Source organism: Arthrobacter sp. P2b, from assembly GCF_900168295.1.
Lineage (GTDB): Bacteria > Actinomycetota > Actinomycetes > Actinomycetales > Micrococcaceae > Arthrobacter.
Genome location: NZ_FVZL01000007.1, coordinates 115,121 through 134,828, shown reverse-complemented (window position 1 = coordinate 134,828; position 19,708 = coordinate 115,121). Strand labels below are relative to the sequence as shown.

Genomic DNA, 19,708 nt, shown 5'->3' with positions numbered 1-19,708 from the left:
CCTGGGGGCGTCTGGGGAACTAGCCAATGATGGGCCTCTCTTCGGGATAGTGGTAGAGCTGGCTGCGCTGGCGCAGGGCCAGGGCGGCGGCGAGGGTTACGGTGCCTACACGGCCCGCAAACATGAGCGCTGTCAGGACGTAGACGCCCTCGGGCGGAACCTCCGCGCTGAGGTTGGTGCTCAGCCCCACCGTGGCGAACGCGGAAATGGTCTCGAACAGGACGCGGTCCAGGGACGCGCCGCTGATGTGAAGCAGGAGGAACGCGGAGACGGACACCAGGGTGGCGCCGGCAACGATGACCGAAATGGCCACCCGCATGCTGCCCTCCGGGATGGTCCTGCCGTACACCTTCACGTCGGCGTCGCCCCGAGCTTCGGCAACGATGGCCAGGAACATCACGGCGATGGTGGTTACTTTGATGCCGCCCGCCGTCGACGCTGAGCCGCCGCCGGCGAACATCAGGGCGTCCGTCAGGAGCATGGTGGTGGATTCCATCTGGTTCTGGTCCACCAGGTTGAACCCGCCGGACCGGGTCATGACAGAGGCGAACAGCGAGTGTGTCACCTTGTCTCCGAAACCCATCGTGCCGATGGTCCGGGCGTTGTCCCACTCCATCAGGCCCCACAGGAACGTACCCGCCACCAGGAGGATGAAGGAAACCTGGATGGTCAGCTTGGTGTGCAGGTTCCACCGCTTCCAGTTCAAGCCGTTCTGCTGCAGGACCATCACCACGGGAAATCCAAGGCTGCCCAGGAAGACGCCCAGCATCAGGGGAACCAGGATCCACAGGTCAGTCTCATACGGGACGATGCCGTCCGAGTGCGGGGTGAAGCCGGCGTTGTTGAAGGATGAGATGGCGTAGAAGATCCCGTGCCAGACGGATTGCCAGAACGGCTCGCCCAGGGTGAGGAACCGTGGGATCAAGGCCAGCGCCAGGATCCCTTCGATGACCACGGAGGTGGTGATGACGATCCGCAGCAGGGTACCCACTTCACCGAGGCGGCCTGCGTTGTTCATGGATTCCGCCGCAATGATCTTGCCGCGGACGCCGAGCCGTTTGCTCACCATCAGGGCCAGCAGCGACGCAAGGGTCAGCGTGCCCAGGCCGCCGATGAACACGCCGATCAGGATCACCAGCTGGCCGAAGAAGGACCAGTGGACCGCCGTCGACACTACCGTGAGGCCTGTAACGCACACGGCGGAAACTGCGGTGAACATGGCCTGGTGCAGTGGGGTTGCGGTGCCGGCGGCAGAGGAAACGGGCAAGGACAGCAGGAAGGTGAACACCAGGCACACGGCGGCGAACGCGCTCAGGGCAAGCCGGGCAGGGGAGGTGTTGGCAATGTCGTCAATGAAGTCGCGGAGCCGCGTTAGGATCCAGAGGCCCTCCCGCTCCTGCGCGGGGTGCCAGCTGGCCGAATTCCGGGGCCTCGACTGGCTTTGCGTCATGTGTGGCTTTTCCTCGGTTGAATCTGCTTCCCTCAGTAGTAAACCACTAATGCCCGCGTAATGGCCGGGCGGACAAGGGCCCGGCCTCCGGTAGCCTGTGATTGATGACATACCTGCCCGGTCTCAGCAAGCCCGCGCCGCCAACGACGGTGGCGTGGAGCCCTGACATGACCGCCTACAACTTCGGACCGGGCCATCCCATGGCACCGGAGCGGATGGACCTTACGGCACGCCTGGTCCGGAGCCTGGGACTGTTCGATCTTGAGCATGTTTCGGTGGAAGCCCCTGGGGTGGCCGCCGACGCCGACCTGGAGTCCGTGCATTCGGCCGAGTTCGTTGCTGCGGTGCGGCGGGTGAGCGAGGACCCGTCCGAATCGGATGAATCCCGCGGCCTGGGCACCGAGGACGACCCCGCCTTTGCCGGGATGCATGAAGCCGCCGCGCGGTTGGCGGGCGGATCCCTGCTGGCTGCGTCCCGGATCCTGGACGGGTCAGCCCTGCACGCCGTGAACTTCGGCGGCGGCATGCACCACGCGGCCAGGGACCGTGCCAGCGGCTTCTGCATCTACAACGACGCCGCACTTGCCGTGCAGAAGCTGCTCGACGGCGGCATCCGCAAGGTGGCGTACATCGACGTTGACGCCCACCACGGCGACGGCACGGAAAGCATCTTCTGGGACGATCCCCGGGTCCTCACCCTTTCCCTGCACGAAACGGGCCTCACGCTGTTCCCCGGTACCGGGTTCGCCAACGAGATCGGCGGGCCGCAGGCGGAGGGGACGGCCGTTAACATCGCCTTGCCGGCCGGAACGGGCGACGCCGGCTGGCTTCGGGCGTTTTACGCCGTGGTGCCGCAGCTCGTGGCCGCCTTCGAACCCGAAGTGATCGTAAGCCAGCACGGCTGTGACTCCCACCGGACGGACCCGCTCACGCACCTCAATCTCAGTGTTGACGGTCAGCGGGAGGCGGCATCCGCCGTCGGACATCTCGCCGAGCGCCACTGCGACGGCCGCTGGATCGCCACCGGCGGCGGCGGGTACAACGTCCTGCATGTGGTGCCGCGGTCCTGGAGTCACCTGGTGGCCATCGCCGCGGGGCGGCCGGTGCCGCTGCGTACGCCGGTGCCGCAGGACTGGCGCGACTATGTGGAAGGGAAATTCGGCACGTCCACGCCCGGCCTGATGGGCGACGACGTGGAGCTGTGGTGGCGGTCATGGGAGGTCGGTTTCGATCCCAACGACGCCGTGGACCGTACCGTCATGGCCACCCGCAAGGCCGTGTTCCCGCTGCATGGACTCGATCCCTGGTTCGACTGAACACCAGCCACGTCCGGCCCCGCATTGCATCAGGATGCAGCCTTTTCGGTCTGGAACACCACGCCTGCCGCGCCAATCAGCCAGCCCAGCAGCGACAGGGCGAACGCTCCGATCAGGTCCGTGGACGCCGTGCCCTTGGCCAGCCAGAGGAGCAGGACCAGCAGCCCCACTGCCATATAGACCACAATGGCCGCGACGATCCGTCCGGACAGCCTGGCGGTGACGTCGCCGGGGCTGAAGGGGGTTTCGGTGCGGCCAGACCCCTCGGCATGACGCACTTCTGCGATGGTGAATCCGAGGGCGGACGCGGTCAGTGAACTCAGCGACGTGGCAAGGACTCCGGCCGCCGTGACCAATGCGCCGTTCAGGGCCGGGGCCGCAGTCCTTCCGTCCGGCACCCAGAATCCTACGCGGAGCAGCACGCTGCCCCACACGGCGACGAAAAGGCCCAGGAACACAAAAGCGATGATGTTGAACAGTTGCCGGCGCAGGGCATCCATGATGGCCCACCCCCTTGTCTCAGGTGGCGGCGGCCGGGCCGGCCGGGGCACAGTTCAACCGTTGTAACACCTGCGCCGCATGGGCAGCAATAGCCAGTTGGCTGACGAAATAGTTGATGCCTTTCGGCGTATATGTCGTTAGGGTGGGAGGCATGGTGACAGACGACGTATTTGCCGTCATTGCGGAATCAACCCGGCGGGACATCCTGGTCTCCCTCCGCTCCGGAGACAAGGCCGTGGGGGAACTCGTGGAAGAACTGGCAGCAAGCCAGCCCACCATTTCCAAGCACCTCAAGGTCCTGCGCGAGGCGCAGCTGGTCAGCATGCGGGCGCAGGGACAGAAGCGCTACTACGCGCTGAACCGCAAGCCGCTGGAAGGGATCGCCAGCTGGCTGGAAACGTTCGACGTCGGCTCGTCGGCTCCCGCTGCTGCTCCGGTCCGTCCCGCAGGCCGCGCCGCCGGGGACTCCGCCACCCCCCGGGGCGCTGACGCCGCCCACACCGGCGAGACGCCCGAGGCGGTTGCTGCCGAGGCCGTCTCGGAAGGCGTCCTGGCACCGGACGGTGCCGAACTGAGCCCCGCCGTCGTTATTCCCGGCGGCACCACGCAGCCGCTGAGCGATGACAGCGTTCCGCAGCAAATCGGCCGCACGGTGGGCCGTGCGGCCACCCGCGCGGCCGACCTGCTGGCCAACCTCCCCAAGTTCGGCCGCAAAAAGTAGCGCGAACCCCGCAGGACCTACTTGTTCAGCAGGCGGACGTGGTCCGGGGTGAGCTCCGAGATGTTGCTGACGCCCAGGAGCGCCATGGTGCGGGCCATGTCCTTCTCGAGGATCTGGAGGGTGCGGTCCACCCCGGCGCGGCCGCCGGCCATCAGTCCGTACAGGTAGGCGCGGCCGATCAGGGTGAAGTCCGCACCGAGGGCCAGGGCTGCCACGATGTCAGCGCCGCTCATGATGCCGGTGTCCAGCATGATCGCGGCGTCGGTGTTGTCCGCCGTGAAAGCCTGCTTGACCTCGGGGAGCAGGTGGAACGGAATGGGAGCCCGGTCCAGCTGGCGTCCGCCGTGGTTGGACAGCACCACACCGTCGGCGCCGTGGTCCACCACGCGGCGGGCGTCCTCGACGGTCTGGATGCCCTTGACCACCAGCTTGCCCTTCCAGGTTTCGCGCAGCCAGTCGAGGTCTTCGAAGGTGAGGGTGGGGTCGAACATCGAGTTGATGAGGTCCGCCACGGTGCCGGTGTAGCGGGACAGCGAGGCGAATGTCAGCGGCTCGTGCGTGAGGAAGTTGAACCACCAGGCCGGGCGGTAGGAAGCGTCCAGCACGGTCTTGACTGTCAGTGCCGGCGGGATGGTCATGCCATTGCGGACGTCGCGGAGGCGGGCGCCGGCGACGGCGGTGTCCACGGTGACCATCAATGTGTCGTTTCCGGCCTTGGCAGCGCGCTCGATCAGTTCCAGCGAGCGGTCGCGGTCTGTCCAGAGGTACAGCTGGAACCAGTTGCGGCCGTTCGGGGCGGCGGCGGCGACGTCCTCGATGGAGGCGGTGCCCATAGTGGAGAGGGTGTAGGGGATGCCCGCAGCTTCGGCCGCCTGGGAACCGGCGTACTCGCCCTCGGACTGCATCATCCGGGTGAAACCGGTGGGGGCGATGCCCACGGGCAGCCGAGAGGGCTTGCCCAGGATTTCGGTGCCCAGGTCGATCGTGGAGACGTTCCGCAGGATGCCGGGCCGGAACTCGATGTCCAGGAACGCCTGGCGTGCTCGGCCGAGGGTGATTTCCTCTTCGGCTGCGCCGTCCGTGTAGTCGAACGGGGCCTGGGGGGTGCGGCGCTTGGCGATGTCCCGCAGTTCCCAAATGGTGCTGGCGCGCTTGAGCCGGGCCTCCTTGCTGAACTCAGGCTTCTTGAACTGCATCAGGGGAGCCAGGTCCGAGTACTTGGGGATACGCCGCTTCAGTGCCGCCGGAACAGCGGACGACGCCGGTGCTTGAGCGGGTGCCGGGGCGGCGGGAATGTCGGTGGCATCCGGCGCGGGGGTCGTTTCCGGGTTGTTGGGCTGGATGGTGTGGGTCATGGCGTCCTCCATTGGGCAGGCGGGTCCGTGTCCGGAACCTTCTGTGGTCTAACCACACTCTAGGGCATGTGGTCCAACCACATCAACTACTATTTACGTATGCGTACCCACCAGCTTGTCCTGTCCTGGATCGAGAACGAGCTTTCCGGCGGCCGGCTTACCGTGGGCGGCCGGCTTCCGGCCGAGCGCACCCTGGCGGAACAGCTGAAGGTGTCGCGGACCTCGGTCCGGGAGGCGATCCGCATCCTTGAGGCCATGGGTGTGGTCCGGGCCGGCGTAGGGTCGGGCCCGGAAGCGGGAACCGTTGTCATTTCTGATCCGACGGCCGCGCTTGGCTCCGCCCTCCGGCTTCACGTGGCCACCCAGCACCTGCCGGTGGCGGACATCGTGGAAACCCGTGTGCTGCTGGAGTCGTGGGCCGTGGCGAAAGCCGGTCCGGATGCGCCGGAACTGGAGGAAGCCTCGGCGCTCCTCGAAGCCATGGCCGCCGAGGACCTCGCGGTCAGCGACTTCCTGGCACTGGACGTCCGTTTCCACCTGGCGCTGGCCGACGCCGCGGGCAACGCCGTTGTGAGCGCCATGATGGGATCGCTCCGCGAGTCCATTCAGGGATATGCAGCGGAGCTGACGTCCGGCCTGCCTGACTGGGAGGCCACCGCATCGCGCCTGCGGGCCGAACACCAGGACATCCTGGCGGCCATCAGGAACGACGACGGCGGGCAGGCGGCCAGGCTGGTGGCCGCCCACATTGAGGGGTACTACAAAGAGGCCGGGCTGGCTTCCGCCGGAACGGAACCGGCCCGGCCGTAGCGCGGGCTTGCGTCCGCCGGCCCGTCAGCCGTGGGCTGCCGTGCGGGGGGCCTTGGCCGGGCCGGTGCTTGAACGCACTTCGAGCCTGGGCTGGTACCGGCTCCCCGGAGCCTCGTTCTCCTCCTTGCGGATGAGCGCCCGCAGCTGCTGCCATGCCTGCTCGCCCAGTTCCGTGATGGGCACCGCCGCCGTGGTGAGGGCCGGCGTCGTGTATTTGGCGAACGGAATATCGTCGAAGCCGGTGACGGAGATGTCTCCCGGCACGTCCAGGCCGCGTTCATGCAACCCGCTCATCAGGCCCATGGCCACCAGGTCGTTGAAGGCCAGGATTCCCGTGGCGCCGCTCTCAAGTACCGCGTCCACTGCCTCGTGTCCGGTGTCGAAGTCGGATCCGCCTTCAAGCATGGTCACCTCCACCTGGGGGTGGGCTGCCTTGAAGGACTCCAGTCCCTGGAGCCGGAGTCCGTTCGAGGCGCTGCGGGGCGGACCGGCAAGGAATGCCAGGCGGGTGTGTCCGAGGTCCACCAAGTGCTCCGCGATGTCCTGCACGCCCTGGCCGTAGTCCACCACCAGGCTGGGTACGCCGGCGGCTGCGGTAGTCCTGTTGATCAGCACCAGGGGGTGCAGCGAGGGTGCGATCTCCTCCAGTTCGGCGTCGCTCATGCGGGGTGCGCAGAGGACGAGGCCGTCACAGCGGCGGCGGGCCTCGCCGGCGAGAATGGCCTCCTCGCTGGAAACCTCGAAGGAATCGGCGATCAGGACCCGGTAGCTGTCCTGCGCCGCGGCGCGGCTCAGGCCGCGAAGAATCGCCTGGAAGGTGGGGTTGGCCAGGTCCGGCACAACGATTCCGATGGTGTCGGTCTTACCCAGGGCCAGGCTGCGCCCGACAGGATTGGGCTGGTACTTCAGTTCCGCCGCCGCTGCCCGGACGCGGGCTGCGATGTCCGGGTCCACTGTGAAGTTGCCGTTCATTACGCGGGAAACCGTGGCGTGCGAAACCCCTGCCTTGATGGCGACATCCGCGATGCCAATCCGGCCGGTTGCCGATTTCCTGACCATGCTGGTCCCTTCCTTGGCGCAGCGGACGGTGTCCCTGCGCGTACTGCTGCCCGATGGCAGGCTCCTGCCGCCTTTGCCCGACGGCGTTTCCAACACAGCATATACCGCGGCGGGAAAGCGATTTCTCTCATTTTCCCAAGTTTTCCAGCAACTTTTTGTCCATTCGGCGGAGCCAAGGCCGCGGCCGGACTGGAAACCGTTTTCTCCCAATGCTGATAATGGTTGACGGATGCACAATCCCCTTGGTACAAATCTTATAGCGACCTGAGAAAACGCTTTCTTGGGCAAGGTGCAGCATTGCACCGATTGTCGAACGTCAGAGGCCGCCGGGCGGCCGGGTATCAGCTTTCGAAAGGGACCCCTCATGGTCAACACAGCCGAATCCAGTTCTGCTGCAGGGGCGGCAACAGCTGCTCCGGACACCGCCGCAACTGTGGGCGCTGCTGCCGCAGCCGGCGGTAAAGCCCGCATTGCCTTGATCGGCACCGGCGGCCGCTCGGAAATGTACATCCGGGCAATCTTCGGCAACTACGCCCACACCGCAGAGCTGGTCGCCTTCTCCGACGTGAATCCCGGGCGCGTGGAGTTCTACCAGAAGCTCATCCAGGAACTGGGTGCGCCGGGTCCCGTTGCTTCGTTCGATCCCGCAGATCTCACCGCCTTCATCCAGGCCAACAACATCGACCGCGTGGTGGTGACCACGCCGGACTACACCCACGCCGACTACATTGTTGAAGCGCTCCGTGCAGGGGCCGACGTTGTGGTGGAAAAGCCGCTCACCATCGACGCCGAGGGCTGCCGGCGCATTACCCAGGCCGTGCACGAGACCGGCCGCAACGTGGTGGTCACTTTCAACTACCGCTACTCGCCGCGGAACAGCGCCCTCAAGGAAATCATCCAGAGCGGTGTGATCGGCAAGGTTACCTCCATCGACTTCAGCTGGGTCCTGGATACCGTCCACGGGGCTGACTACTTCCGCCGCTGGCACCGCGAAAAGAAGAACTCCGGCGGCCTGCTGATCCACAAGGCCTCCCACCACTTCGACCTGGTCAACTGGTGGATCGATGACGTCCCCGAACGCGTCTTCGCCTCCGGCGGATTGAAGTTCTACGGCGACAAGAACGCCGCCGAACGCGGCCTGGGCCCCCGTCCCGAACGCGGCACTCCCAGCGCCGACGCCCCGGCCACCGCAGAGAAGGACCCGTTCACGCTGGACCTCCGCGAAGACGAGCGGCTCAAGGCCCTCTTCCTGGACAACGAGCACTACGACGGATACCGCCGGGACCAGGACGTCTTCACCGGCGGCATCACCATTGAGGACAACCTCGCGCTGGTTGTGGAATACCAGGGCGGCCCGCGCCTGAGCTACTCATTGAACGCACACAGCCCCTGGGAGGGCTACCGCGTGGCGGTCAACGGCACCGAAGGCCGCGCCGAACTCGAAGTGGTGGAACGCGCCGCCGTCACCAGCAGCACGGACAAAAAGACCGTGGTGGACCCGAGCGCAACCCCCGTCGAGGAAGACGACGCCATCCGCCGCAACGGTGAACGCCTCGTGGTCCAGCGCCACTGGGAAGCTGCCTACGAGGTGCCGATCGTCAACGGCGAAGGAGGCCACGGCGGCGGGGACGAGCTCCTCCTCTCGGACCTCTTCAACGGGCCGGGTGAAGACCCCCTGGGCCGTCCGTCCGGTTACCTGGACGGACTGCGCTCCGTCTCCGTGGGCATCGCCGGGAACCGCTCGCTTGAATCGTCCCTGCCCGTCCGCATCGAGGACCTGGACCTCGGCGTCGACCTTCGACGCGGCGCCTAGTCCGCTGCCTGAAAACCTAAAGGAACCAATATGAGCAGGATTTTCGTCACCGGTGGCTCCGGCCGGCTGGGACGCAGTGTGGTGGCGGGGCTTGCAGAAGCCGGCCACCACGTCATCTCGGTGGACCGGGACGCCGTGCCGGCCGATCAGCTGCCGGCCGGCGTCGTGCAGGAAACGGCAGACCTCCTTGCCCCGGGGGAGGCACTGCGGCTCCTCCGCGAGACCAGGCCCGACGCCGTCATCCACCTTGCGGCGATCGCGGTTCCGTTCAGCGCGCCCGAGGACGTCATCTTCGCCACCAACACCCGGCTCGCCTTCGCCGTGGTCAGCGCCGCGACGGAACTGGGAGTGCCGAAGATCGTGACGGCCAGCAGCCCCACGGTCCTCGGCTACGGTTCGCCCGCCGGCTGGTTGCCGGCGGCGTTCCCGCTTGACGAGCGGACCACGCCGCGGCCGTGGAATGCCTACGCTCTGTCCAAGCTCATCGCCGAGCAGACCGTGCAGATGTTCGCTGCCGCGCAGGGGGAGAAGATCCGCTACGCCGCCTTCCGCCCCTGCTACGTGATCTCACCGGAGGAGTGGGACGGCGCACCGACGCAGCAGGGCCACACCCTTGCCGAGCGGCTGGCCGATCCGGCGCTATCCGCCCCGGCCTTGTTCAACTACGTGGATGCCCGGGACGTGGCGGATTTCCTGGACCTGCTGCTGCAGAAGATGGACTCCATTCCCAACGGGGAAACCTTCTTCGTGGGCGCGGCCGACGCCCTCGCCACGGCGCCCCTCGCCGAACTGATGCCCAGGTTCCTGCCCGGAAGTGAAGCCCTCAGTGCCGGGCTGACCGGCACCAGCCCCGCCTTCTCCATCGCCAAAGCCCAGGAACTCCTGGGCTGGCAGCCCACGCGCAGCTGGCGCACGGAACTCAAGTCCCATCCCACCCTCAACGACGAGACCTCCGCGCTGGTCAGTGCCGGCAGCGGAACCAAGGAGACATCATGAAATTCGACGGCGTACTGTTCTTTCCCGTCACTCCGTTCACGGCCGAAGGTGCCGTTGACGTAGAGCTGCTGAAGGAACACATCAGCTCCCGGCTCCCGTTCGGGCCCGGCGGTGTGTTCCCCGCCTGCGGAACCGGTGAATTCCACGCCCTCAGCATCGAGGAGGTCCGCACCGTGGTGACTGCCGCCGTCGAGGTTGTGGCAGGAAAAGTCCCGGTAGTAGCCGGCGCCGGTGGTCCGCTTGGCCACGCCCTTGCAGCCGCCCGCGCCGCGGAAGAAGCCGGCGCGGACGCCCTCCTGGTCCTGCCGCCGTACCTGGTCACCGGACCCACGGACGGACTGGTGGCCTACATCGAAGCAGTCGCTGCCGCCAGCAGCCTGCCGGTGATCGTCTACCACCGCGGCAACGCCAAGTTCACGGCCGCTTCCATGGCCCGCCTGGCGGCCAACCCGAAGGTGGTCGGCTTCAAGGACGGGCTAGGGGACGTGGGCCTTGCCCAGGAGATTGTGTCCGCCGTCAAGGCCACCGGCCGGGAGGACTTCGCCTTCTTCAACGGACTGCTCACCGCGGAACTGACGCAGGGCGCCTACCGCGGCCTCGGCATCCCGCTCTACTCCTCGGCCGCCTTCGCCATGGCCCCGGAGATCGCCAAGGCCTACTACGACGCCTACATGGCCGGCGACGAGGAGCGCCGCAACGCCCTGCTCGAAGGCTTCTACGCGCCCCTGGTCCGCCTCCGCGACCAGACCCCGGGCTTCGGCGTTTCGCTGATCAAGGCCGGCCTGCGCCTGGGCAGGCTGCCGGTAGGCTCCGTGCGCCCGCCGCTGGTGGACCCCACCGAGGAGCAGCTGGTGCAGCTGAAGTCCATCCTCGCCAAGGGCTACGAGCTGGCCGGCCGCTGATGAGCGCCCCGGCGGCCGTAGCCGTCCGCACCGTTCCCCGCATCACTGGCCTGACCTCCCGGCTCATCACCGTCCCGCTGCGCAGAAGCTGGGGCGTCGAGGCACCCGAGAACCACGTGATCGTCACCGAAATCCGCACGGACGACGGCGGCGCGGGGCACGGTTTTTCATGGACGCCCACCATCGGCCCGCAGGCCGTCAAGGCGCTGCTGGACTACGACATCGCCCCGTTTGTCACCGGGCTGCCTGCCAATCCGGAGACGGTCTGGGACGCGCTGTGGAAGCGCCTGCACGAGGCCGGCGGCGGGGGACTGACCACCATCGCCATGGCCGGCGTCGACCTTGCCCTGTGGGACCTGCAGGCCCGCCGTTCCCAGACATCCGTGGCCGGGCTCCTGGGCCAGCGGCAGGAATCGGCGGAGGTGTACGGGTCCGGGGTGAACCTGCACTACACCCTTGAAGAGCTCGTTGCCCAGGTTGAGCGGTGGGTTGCGGCCGGGCACCAGGCGGTAAAGATCAAGGTGGGCAAGCCCGATATCCGGGAGGACGCTGAACGGGTGGCCGCGGTCCGCTCCGTTCTGGGGCCCGACCGGAAGCTGATGATTGACGCCAACCAGCGTTGGGACCTCCCTACCACCCTCCGCGCCCTGGATGTCCTGTCCGGCTTCGGGCTGGAGTGGCTGGAGGAACCCATCCGCGCCGACGACCTGTGGGCATACCGCAGGCTCCGCAAGCATTCACCTGTGCCCATCGCGCTCGGCGAAAACCTGCACACCATCTACCGCTTCCGCGATTTCATCGACGCCGAGGCGGTGGACATCATCCAGCCCAACATCATCCGGGTGGGCGGGATTACCCCGTTCCGGCGGATTGTCGAGCTGGCGCGGACCAACAGCATCCGGGTGATGCCCCACCTGCTGCCGGAACTTTCCGGGCAGCTGGCGCTCACCCTGGCGGAGCCCACACTCGTGGAGGACGTGGAAGAAGCATCCTTCGAACAGCTCGGCATCCTGGACGGGCCCTCTCCCGTGCGGTTCAGCGACAGCCGGGCAACCCTGGCCGGCCAGCCGGGCCTCGGCTTCCGGTTCCGGGACGAACTTTAAACTACAGACAAAGAACAGGTACCTGAGTGACAACTGCAACGCTTTCCCTGTCCGAACTCACTGCCGCCGCCACCCAGGCAGCCACGATTTCCGCCGCCGCACCGGATGCCGAACGCGCTGCCTGGCTCACGGCAGTAGCTGACGCGCTGGATGCCAACGCTGCCGAACTGGTGGACATTGCGGATTCGGAGACCAGCCTTGGCGCCCCGCGGCTGACCGGCGAGGTGGCCCGGACCTCCGGCCAGCTGCGACTCTTCGCCCGCGTGATCACCGAAGGCTCCTACCTCGAGGCCATCATCGATCACGCGGACCCGGCCTCCACCCCGCCCAAGCCCGACCTCCGCCGCATCCTGCGGCCCATCGGTCCGGTGGCAGTCTTTTCCGCCTCCAACTTCCCGTTCGCCTTCTCGGTGGCCGGAGGTGACACCGCCTCTGCCCTGGCCGTGGGCTGCTCGGTCATCGTCAAGGCCCACTCCGGCCACCTGCGCCTGTCCGAGCGGACAGCGGAAATCGTGGCTGATGCCCTCGGCGCCGCAGGAGCGCCGGAAGGCCTGTTTGCGCTGGTCAGCGGCCGTGAGGTGGGCACCGCCCTGGTCCAGGACCCGGCCATCAAGGCCGTGGGGTTCACTGGATCCATCCCCGGCGGCCGTGCCTTGTTCGACCTCGCAACCTCCCGCCCCGATCCCATTCCGTTCTACGGGGAACTGGGCAGCCTCAATCCAGTGGTCATCACCGCTGCAGCACTGGCGGAACGCAGCGGCCAGCTCGCGGCGGGCCTGGCAGGCTCGTTCACGCTTGGTGCGGGGCAGTTCTGCACCAAGCCGGGTTTGGTCTTCATTCCGGCAGGAACCTCCTTTGCCGCGGAAGTGGCGGAGGCCAGCAAGGACAAGCCCGCCGTCGGTATGCTCACCAGCAGGATCGCCGAGGCATACCCGGATGGGCTCCGCAGCTTTGCGTCGGTGCCCGGGGTGGACGTGGTCAGCGGCAGCGTGGACCAGGACGCCGCAGCCAACGGTGCAGCGCCGGTGGTCTTCTCGACCTCCGCTGCGAAGGTGCTGGAGAACCCGGAGCAACTGCTCGAAGAGTGCTTCGGACCCACCACCATGCTGATCGAATACACGGACCAGGCCGAACTGTCGGCCGTGCTGGCCAAGGTGCCGGGCAGCCTGACAGCCACCCTCCACGCCCAGTCCGGCGAGGACATCACAGCGCTCGTGGAGCAGCTGTCCGGGCTGGCCGGCCGGGTCCTGTTCGACGGCTGGCCAACCGGCGTCGCCGTCAACTGGGCCCAGCAGCACGGCGGCCCGTACCCGGCCACCACGTCCCTCTTTACCTCGGTGGGCGCGACGGCGGTGCGCAGGTTCCAGCGGCCGGTCGCCTACCAGGACGCCCCGGAAACGGTGCTGCACCCGGCGCTGCACGAGGCCAACCCGCTGCGCATCCCGCGCCGCGTGGACGGTGAACTCGTGCTGCCGTAGCTGTAACGCTCTCGCACTCAACGCCGCTTAAACTCAAACGCTCTATCACTTTCTTTAGGAGAGTGATAGAGCGTTTCAGTGTAAGCGGCAGGACGTCCGGAGTGCTGCTCGGCCGGCGGGCGTCACGCAGCGCCGGCTTTTGGCAAGCGCACAACGACGGCGGCCCGGTTTGGCGGGGGAGCGGCGCCTGTGGTGGGCCAAAAGGCTGCCAGACGTGACGCCGTCGTACGTCCAGCCCGACGCCCCCTCACGTGCCGCCCCGGCCGGAGCGACTAGTGAGAGAGGATCGGGGAGAAACCGGCATCACGTGAGAGAGGTTTACAACTGCAGCGTGACGGGGCGCTGCAGTCCGTTCACGATGGCCACCGGCCAGCGGGGGTCCACCGTGAGGACCTGCAGGCCGGACTCCGTGAGCTGCACGGTGTCCTCGATCTTGACTCCGGGACCGGAGGGGTTCCAGGTGAAGGTCTGGCCCAGGACCACCGTGTCCGCCACCGCGGAGGTGACCCTGGGGTCCCGGCCCGCATAACCGGCGGGGCCGCCCTGGTGGTGCTGTTCCCACTGGTCGGCGCCGAAGCCGTGACGTACGTACGATGCCTGAATTTCGGCGAAAATACGGTCCAGCCGCGCGCCCGGGACCGTGGCGTCGAAGATGTCCGCCTCCACTGCGGCGATCCGGGACTCCGCGTCCCGCTCCTCCAGGGTGCCGGCGTCGAACCGCACCCAGCGGGTGATGTTGGCAACCAGGCCGTCCCGGCGCGCGCAGACCACGGCCATCGCGCGGCGGCCAAGGGGGGAATGGGTGGCCAGCGGGTGGCGGAACGTGCTGCGGGAACTGCCGTTGCACAGCAGGACCAGCGGTTCCGCTCCTGCCGCCACCACCCGTTCCGCCAGGGCGGACACCAGCTCAAATTCCGTGGTGTCCGGCCGTGCGGTGGACAGCACATCGGTCATGATGGCCGCCAGTTCGGCGCTGAGGAAGGCGTAGCGGGCGCTTTCGGCGGGAAGCAGCTGCTGGCGGGCGGCGCGCAGCTCGGACGCGACGTCCGCTTCCACCAGCGGATCCTGGGCTCCGGCAGGGGAAGAGCCGACGGCGGCGGCAGCCTCGTGCAGGTTTCCGTACCAGGGAACGGTGTGCAGGGAGACCCCGGCCGGGAGCTCCTCGGCGGCGATACGCCCGGCTTCGTTGTTGAAGGTCACCAGGTGGTCGCCGTCGCGGTCCACCAGCACCGCGGCGATGGGATCGCCCGCCAGGCTGATGTGGACCCGGCTGCCGTCCAGGTACCAGGTCAGTGCCGTGTGCGTTGTCAGGAGCAGCGAGTCCCGGCCGGCGGCGTCAAGGATGCCCAGGACCCGGCGGCGCTTGACCTCCCGGTCCGCCGCTGATGCCGGTGATACGCGGAGGGCCGGCGGAGCGGCGGCTGTTGTCTGGGTCATGAGAGGTCCCCCTGTTGGTTGATCAAAGCTTCGATGTCGGTGGTGTTCAGGATGCCGTCGGCAATCAAGACGAAAATTTTGCGCCGGACCGGGTTGCCGGGTTCGGCGATGACGGGAGTGTCCCAGGCGAGCGACTGGCCCACGCCGGGATACCCTTCCAAGCGGACGAACCAGGGGTCCGTGGAGCCGTCGGAAGCAACGAAAACCAGGGTGGCCTCGCCGTCGGCCGTTCCCGGGCCGAACTTTCCAGACCAGGCGAGCCAGCGCGCCACGCTGCCGTGCACTCCCGATTCGCCGGTGCCCACGGGGGTCCAAACAGCAGCGCTGCGGCACTCCGGCAGCCGCCAGAAGAAGCCGCCGTAGCCACCCTCATGGCGGCCGTTGGAGCCGGGGCTGCCCAGGCTGACCGGGTTGGTGCCGGCGGGGGAGAGGGTGAACTCGAGGGACAGGGCCCACACCCTTGGGGTGATGCCCTGCCAGCGCCAGGACCGGTCTTCCGCGAGGACGGGCTTGCCGTCGGGTCCGTTCCAGCTGAGCGTCTCCTGCAGCCTGCCGGCGGAGCCGCCGGACACGGCGGCGGTCTGCTCCAGGACAGTTTCGGTGACGGAGATGCTGCCGTGGTCGCGCCGCCAGACGTACTGCCCGGCTTCGCGCGTATAAGTCCTGCCGCCCCAGAAGTTGATGCCGTCCACGTCCTGCAGCGCCACGCCCGCGCCCAGGTGCCACACATGGTCAAACGGCTGGTGGTTGGTCACCACGGTGCCGGCCAGCGTGCGGACGGGGTGCAGGTAGGGCCGCGGCGAGGAAACGGCACGGATGCGGCTGCCGTCCTGGTAATCCGCCACCGCACGCCCGTCCACGGTCAGCGAGCGGACCGGCGGAAGGGCGCGTGCCCATGGGACGCCAAGTTCGGCGAAGGTTGCCTGCGCCTTGGCAGCGCGGTCAATCAGGTTTGCGATGCCGAGGACCACGGGATGGGCGTCGTCACTGTCGCCCTCCCAGCTGATGTGGTCCGGACCGATGGCCTGCGGCGCCGGGGCGGTGCGGATGGCTTCCATCACCGTGGTGAAGGCGCCGGTGTCCGGCAGCGAGCACAGAAGTGGAGCACCCGTGGCGCGGGCCTCCAGGAGGTTTTCGAGCAGGTCCGTCCGACCGAAGCTTTCCCGGCGCTCGCCGTCCGGGGTGGTGATGACCACCTCGTCCTTTGTGTAGAACAGGGTGATCTCGCCCCGGGTGCCGTGCACGGTGACCGAGGGATCCAGCTGTTCCGGAGCACAGAGGGTCAGGCCGCAGAGAAGGGTGGTGCCGTGGGCGGTGCGGACCCGGATCGCCGAGGTGTCGTCACTCTCGGTTTCGTTTGCGCGGTAAAGGTCCGTGTCCACCGATGCGACGTCCGCAAGCGTGTGTGCCCCGGCCATGTGCAGGGCCGTGGCGACTGCGTGCGCCAGCGCGTTGGTGGCCACGCCGTCCACAACGTCGATGCCGTCCAGGCTGCGCTTCCCGGCCCAGCGCGAGCGTTTGAAGTATGCCTTGTTCCGCGCCCACTGGCCCTTGGCGCTCAGGCCCAGGACATCCCCGATGCCGCCTGACTCAACGAGGTCCCGGATGGCGGGCAGGGCGTGGGACCCCAGGCTTTGGAAGCCTACCTGGACCAGTTTGCCTGCTGCCTCGGCGGCTGCCAGGACCTCGTTGAACTGGGCCAGCGACGCTACCGGGGGCTTTTCAACGTAGACGTCCATGCCTGCCCGGAGGGCTGCGACGGCCAGCGGCGCGTGCGTCTGGATAGGGGTGGCAAGGATGACGACGTCGGCTCCCGGCTGGGCTGCGAGCAGCCCGTCCAGGTCGGGGAAGACGGCAACAGATTCCGCGAGTTTGCCCGGCTCCGGAGGGTTGGGGTCAGCGACGGCGACCAGTTCGACGGCGCCGGCCTCCTCCAGCCGGGCGAGGTTGGCCAGGTGCCGTTCGCCGAAGCCGTGGACGCCCACCAGGGCGATACGCGGCACGGCGGCCGGTAAAGGCGCGGCGTGGCGGGGGCTGCTGCCGTGTTCCGCGGTGGCGGATTGCTGAGTCATCAAAGGGTCCTTGAGGCTAAAGGGCTGTAGTGAATGGAGTCTTGAGGTGCAGGGCGCCGGCCAGGAAATCGATGGCTTCTTCCTGCATTGCCGTAGTGAAGACGTGGCCGCCGGGCCAGAAGGCTCCGATGTACTTCCCGTCGCGGTGCAGCGTTTCCAGCACCCGGTGGGCCTGCCGCATCCCGTCCTCCGGGAACAGCTCATCGGCCAGCGCGTATTGCACCAGGAAGCCGGCATCTGACCGGGCAGTCAGTTCAGGCCAATCGCCCAGTTTCCACAGCCCGGGCGTTTGGAGCAGCCAGGAGTGGGCGTCCAGGTACGCGGGCAGGAGCGACTGGAACGTGGTCATCATGCACGTCACCACCGACGCCCGGATCCGTGGGCTGAGTACGGCCAGGGCAAGCGACCGGCCCCCGCCGCCAGAGAAGCCGACGCAGCCCAGGCGGTCTGCGTCCACTCCTGGCAGTCCGGCCAGGATGTCCAGCGCGGCGAGGTCGTCGTGGGCCACCATACCGGCCAGGCTGGTGCCTAGAAGCCCGGCTGTTTTGGCAACAGTGTCTTCGTGGAACGCGGCCGAGGCGTTGTAGTCGTCCGCCTCGGAAGGCACGACGCCGTCCTCCCGCCACTGCGCCCGCCGCGCCTCCAGCGCGGACGCGGTCCGCCATGGGGGAGTGGAGAGGTCGAAGCGGCGGCTGCCCCAGGCGAAGCTGTCATGGGCCAGGACGGCAAAGCCCCTGCGGGCAGTCTCGGTGGCGAGGGCGTGTCCGTCATAATGGCCGGCGCGGGCGGCCTCGGCAGAGGGATGGTTCGTTGGAAGCTCCACCAGCCGGTCCGCACCGCCAAACTTGTTCCCGCCGTGGCAGTGCAGCGCGAGGACTCCGGGCAGCGGGCCCGCGGAGTCCGCAGGCCTGACCAGCCAGCCGGTGGTTGCCGGCCCAAAGCCCAACTGCCAGCTGAGCTGGGAGGTGGTGACGCCGTCGTACGTTTCTTCCCACTGGACCGTCACCTCCTGAAGGCGGGACACAGCGGGCACGCCCAGCGCGTCCGAGAGTTCCTGGGCCGCGGCGGTGGCGGCACGGTAACGCGGGTGTTGGCGGACGTAGGCAGGCCAGTCCTCGTAACCGGCAATGGCACTGGGGCGTGCAGGGCGCGTATCGGCACTCACTGTCCTGCCTCCTCTGGTTGTGATTGGTTGAAGCTGCTTGTTGGGCGTCCGGCTGCTGCCTGCCTGCTCTGATCTGCTGTACGGGGATCAGCCCAGGTTCGAGTTGACCTCTTGGATGAAGCTCTTGGCGGCGTCCCGCGGTGATGTCTTTCCAAACAGGACATCCGTGGTGAGCCGGTTGATGACCTCCATGGTGGCTGACGATCCGGCGGGGAAGGGCAGCGGCGGTTCGATCTTCATCTCAGCGACGCGGTCCAGGTATTCCGCTTCCTTCTGCTGGGATTCCTTCAGCAGGGGTGTGATGGCGGCCTTAAGATCGGTGTTGGCGGGCATGCCGCGGTCGCTCTTGATCTTGGTGGCCGCGTCCTCGTTGTTCACCAGGTAGTTGATGAACATGGCTGCTTCCTTGGGGTGTGCCGACTTGGAGGAGATGGCGTATTCCATGGAGGAGCGCAGCCAGGTGCCGGGCTGCTTGCTCTCGTTCGGCAGTTTCATCATGACCAGGGGTGAACCCGAGTAGGAGTTCATCTGGTTGCTCCAGGAGATCTTCATGCCCTGCTTGCCCTGGCCCATCAGCGTCAGCTCCGGCTGGGCTGAGTTGTCCTCGACAGTCTGGGAGGCCGAGGGTGCGCCGCCGGTATCCATCAGCTTCTTGTTCATCTCGAACCACTTTGTGGCGGTGTCCTCGCTGATGCCCAGCTTCTTGCCGTCATCCGTGTAGAGGTCCTCGCCGTGCTGGCGTGCCCACACCGCGAGGAACGAGTCGTTGGTCATCGGGGTGGTTCCGAATGTTCCCGCAGGAGACTTCCGGGTAATCTCGGCGGCGATGTCCGCGTAGTCGTCCCAGGTCCAGGTCTCGTCGTCGGGCAGCTCCACTCCGGCAGCCTCGAAGACTTTCGGGTCGATCACCATGGACATGGCGTTAACGCCGGCCGTGATGGTGTACTGCTTCCCGTCGATTTTGCCGAGGTCCACCGTCCCTTCGGCAAACTTGGAGGTGTCGATCTGGTCCTTGACCTTGTCCAGGTCCAGCAGGACGCCGCGGGTGGCATATTCGCTGGGGTAGGCGCCGCTCATGGCGAAAACATCCGGTGTGGTGCCGCCGGCGATCTGGGTGGCCATCTTGTCCCAGTAGGAGCTGAACTCGGTGTTTTCGCCCTGGACCTTGATGGTGGGGTTCGCGGCCTCGAAGTCCTTAATGACCTCCAGGGTGGTTTTGGCGCGGGAATCGTTGCCCCACCAGGCAAACCGGATGGTGACAGGATCTTCGACAGTCCCCACCTTTCCGGTCTCCGGGCTGCTGCCGCATCCGGTGAGAACCAGGGCCATCGCCGCTGTTGCGCCGGCCACCCCCATTACTGACTTTTTGAGACGAAACCGCATTGTCCTGCCCCTCAGGTTGTGTGATCTAGTGTTGGGTGATGCGCGTAACAAGAAAGCGTTTTCTCAAAAACTAACAAAGGGCTATACAGGAGTCAAGAAACCGTTTACTTTGGTACGGAGCCGCTTTTTGACCAACACCACCGGCGG

General features: G+C 67.1%; 16 protein-coding genes. 8 read left to right on the top strand and 8 right to left on the bottom strand.

Annotated elements, in window-relative coordinates:
- Positions 1 to 19 precede the first annotated feature (19 nt).
- Positions 20 to 1,450, bottom strand: coding sequence for a TrkH family potassium uptake protein (locus B5520_RS13315; RefSeq protein ID WP_079597546.1), 1,431 nt, complete (start codon positions 1,448 to 1,450; stop codon positions 20 to 22).
- Between the two features lie 104 nt (positions 1,451 to 1,554).
- Between B5520_RS13315 and B5520_RS13310 the strand changes: the two genes are divergently transcribed.
- Positions 1,555 to 2,766 carry an acetoin utilization protein AcuC gene (locus tag B5520_RS13310; protein ID WP_079597545.1) on the top strand — a complete coding sequence of 404 codons (1,212 nt, stop codon included), beginning with the start codon at positions 1,555 to 1,557 and terminating at the stop codon, positions 2,764 to 2,766.
- A 29-nt stretch (positions 2,767 to 2,795) separates the two neighbouring features.
- Here the strand turns inward: B5520_RS13310 and B5520_RS13305 are convergent, their stop codons facing one another.
- The gene (locus B5520_RS13305; RefSeq protein ID WP_079597544.1) at positions 2,796 to 3,266 is read right to left on the bottom strand and encodes a hypothetical protein; all 471 of its coding nucleotides are present in this window, start codon (positions 3,264 to 3,266) and stop codon (positions 2,796 to 2,798) included.
- A gap of 152 nt (positions 3,267 to 3,418) precedes the next feature.
- On the opposite strand from B5520_RS13305, the gene B5520_RS13300 reads away from it, so the two are divergent.
- Positions 3,419 to 3,988 (top strand): ArsR/SmtB family transcription factor, encoded by a 570-nt coding sequence (locus B5520_RS13300; protein ID WP_079597543.1) that lies wholly within the window; start codon positions 3,419 to 3,421, stop codon positions 3,986 to 3,988.
- Between the two features lie 17 nt (positions 3,989 to 4,005).
- On the opposite strand, the gene B5520_RS13295 is transcribed toward B5520_RS13300, so the two are convergent.
- Positions 4,006 to 5,343, bottom strand: a complete 1,338-nt coding sequence (locus B5520_RS13295; RefSeq protein ID WP_079597609.1) for an alpha-hydroxy acid oxidase — start codon at positions 5,341 to 5,343, stop codon at positions 4,006 to 4,008.
- A 99-nt stretch (positions 5,344 to 5,442) separates the two neighbouring features.
- Between B5520_RS13295 and B5520_RS13290 the strand changes: the two genes are divergently transcribed.
- Positions 5,443 to 6,153: a FadR/GntR family transcriptional regulator gene (locus tag B5520_RS13290; protein WP_079597608.1), complete on the top strand. Its 711-nt coding sequence runs from the start codon at positions 5,443 to 5,445 to the stop codon at positions 6,151 to 6,153.
- 24 nt (positions 6,154 to 6,177) lie between these two features.
- Here the strand turns inward: B5520_RS13290 and B5520_RS13285 are convergent, their stop codons facing one another.
- Positions 6,178 to 7,212 carry a LacI family DNA-binding transcriptional regulator gene (locus tag B5520_RS13285; RefSeq protein WP_079597542.1) on the bottom strand — a complete coding sequence of 345 codons (1,035 nt, stop codon included), beginning with the start codon at positions 7,210 to 7,212 and terminating at the stop codon, positions 6,178 to 6,180.
- Between the two features lie 364 nt (positions 7,213 to 7,576).
- On the opposite strand from B5520_RS13285, the gene B5520_RS13280 reads away from it, so the two are divergent.
- Genes B5520_RS13280 through B5520_RS13260 form a run of 5 tightly spaced genes read left to right on the top strand, consistent with a single transcriptional unit; the run spans position 7,577 to position 13,504 of the window.
- Positions 7,577 to 9,025, top strand: coding sequence for a Gfo/Idh/MocA family oxidoreductase (locus B5520_RS13280; protein WP_079597541.1), 1,449 nt, complete (start codon positions 7,577 to 7,579; stop codon positions 9,023 to 9,025).
- 30 nt (positions 9,026 to 9,055) lie between these two features.
- Positions 9,056 to 10,021, top strand: coding sequence for an NAD-dependent epimerase/dehydratase family protein (locus B5520_RS13275; RefSeq protein ID WP_079597540.1), 966 nt, complete (start codon positions 9,056 to 9,058; stop codon positions 10,019 to 10,021).
- A complete protein-coding gene (locus B5520_RS13270) occupies positions 10,018 to 10,923 on the top strand; it encodes a 5-dehydro-4-deoxyglucarate dehydratase (protein WP_079597539.1) in 906 nt (301 codons plus the stop codon). The genes B5520_RS13275 and B5520_RS13270 overlap by 4 nt, the downstream gene beginning before the upstream one ends.
- Complete coding sequence (locus B5520_RS13265; protein WP_079597538.1) at positions 10,923 to 12,026, top strand: mandelate racemase/muconate lactonizing enzyme family protein; 1,104 nt, start codon at positions 10,923 to 10,925, stop codon at positions 12,024 to 12,026. Before B5520_RS13270 ends, B5520_RS13265 begins: the two co-directional genes overlap by 1 nt.
- A gap of 26 nt (positions 12,027 to 12,052) precedes the next feature.
- On the top strand, positions 12,053 to 13,504 hold the full coding sequence (locus B5520_RS13260) for an aldehyde dehydrogenase (NADP(+)) (RefSeq protein ID WP_079597537.1): 1,452 nt from the start codon (positions 12,053 to 12,055) through the stop codon (positions 13,502 to 13,504).
- A gap of 318 nt (positions 13,505 to 13,822) precedes the next feature.
- Here the strand turns inward: B5520_RS13260 and B5520_RS13255 are convergent, their stop codons facing one another.
- From B5520_RS13255 to B5520_RS13240, 4 genes are all read right to left on the bottom strand, one after another.
- Positions 13,823 to 14,941: a M24 family metallopeptidase gene (locus B5520_RS13255; RefSeq protein ID WP_079597536.1), complete on the bottom strand. Its 1,119-nt coding sequence runs from the start codon at positions 14,939 to 14,941 to the stop codon at positions 13,823 to 13,825.
- A complete protein-coding gene (locus B5520_RS13250; protein ID WP_079597535.1) occupies positions 14,938 to 17,013 on the bottom strand; it encodes a DUF6807 family protein in 2,076 nt (691 codons plus the stop codon). Before B5520_RS13250 ends, B5520_RS13255 begins: the two co-directional genes overlap by 4 nt.
- A 16-nt stretch (positions 17,014 to 17,029) precedes the next feature.
- The gene (locus tag B5520_RS13245) at positions 17,030 to 18,178 is read right to left on the bottom strand and encodes an acetylxylan esterase (RefSeq protein WP_079597534.1); all 1,149 of its coding nucleotides are present in this window, start codon (positions 18,176 to 18,178) and stop codon (positions 17,030 to 17,032) included.
- Positions 18,179 to 18,265: 87 nt separating this feature from the next.
- Complete coding sequence (locus tag B5520_RS13240) at positions 18,266 to 19,534, bottom strand: ABC transporter substrate-binding protein (protein WP_079597533.1); 1,269 nt, start codon at positions 19,532 to 19,534, stop codon at positions 18,266 to 18,268.
- Positions 19,535 to 19,708: the final 174 nt, after the last annotated feature.

Bases quoted from the DNA above. Each gene is read 5' to 3' on its own strand.
- B5520_RS13300 (WP_079597543.1), top strand. From the start codon at position 3,419: ATGGTGACAGACGACGTATTTGCCGTCATTGCGGAATCAACCCGGCGG.
- B5520_RS13285 (WP_079597542.1), bottom strand. From the start codon at position 7,212: ATGGTCAGGAAATCGGCAACCGGCCGGATTGGCATCGCGGATGTCGCC.
- B5520_RS13255 (WP_079597536.1), bottom strand. From the start codon at position 14,941: ATGACCCAGACAACAGCCGCCGCTCCGCCGGCCCTCCGCGTATCACCG.
- B5520_RS13250 (WP_079597535.1), bottom strand. From the start codon at position 17,013: ATGACTCAGCAATCCGCCACCGCGGAACACGGCAGCAGCCCCCGCCAC.
- B5520_RS13310 (WP_079597545.1), top strand. From the start codon at position 1,555: ATGACATACCTGCCCGGTCTCAGCAAGCCCGCGCCGCCAACGACGGTG.
- B5520_RS13315 (WP_079597546.1), bottom strand. From the start codon at position 1,450: ATGACGCAAAGCCAGTCGAGGCCCCGGAATTCGGCCAGCTGGCACCCC.
- B5520_RS13280 (WP_079597541.1), top strand. From the start codon at position 7,577: ATGGTCAACACAGCCGAATCCAGTTCTGCTGCAGGGGCGGCAACAGCT.
- B5520_RS13275 (WP_079597540.1), top strand. From the start codon at position 9,056: ATGAGCAGGATTTTCGTCACCGGTGGCTCCGGCCGGCTGGGACGCAGT.
- B5520_RS13290 (WP_079597608.1), top strand. From the start codon at position 5,443: ATGCGTACCCACCAGCTTGTCCTGTCCTGGATCGAGAACGAGCTTTCC.
- B5520_RS13295 (WP_079597609.1), bottom strand. From the start codon at position 5,343: ATGACCCACACCATCCAGCCCAACAACCCGGAAACGACCCCCGCGCCG.
- B5520_RS13265 (WP_079597538.1), top strand. From the start codon at position 10,923: ATGAGCGCCCCGGCGGCCGTAGCCGTCCGCACCGTTCCCCGCATCACT.
- B5520_RS13240 (WP_079597533.1), bottom strand. From the start codon at position 19,534: ATGGGGGTGGCCGGCGCAACAGCGGCGATGGCCCTGGTTCTCACCGGA.
- B5520_RS13270 (WP_079597539.1), top strand. From the start codon at position 10,018: ATGAAATTCGACGGCGTACTGTTCTTTCCCGTCACTCCGTTCACGGCC.
- B5520_RS13305 (WP_079597544.1), bottom strand. From the start codon at position 3,266: ATGGATGCCCTGCGCCGGCAACTGTTCAACATCATCGCTTTTGTGTTC.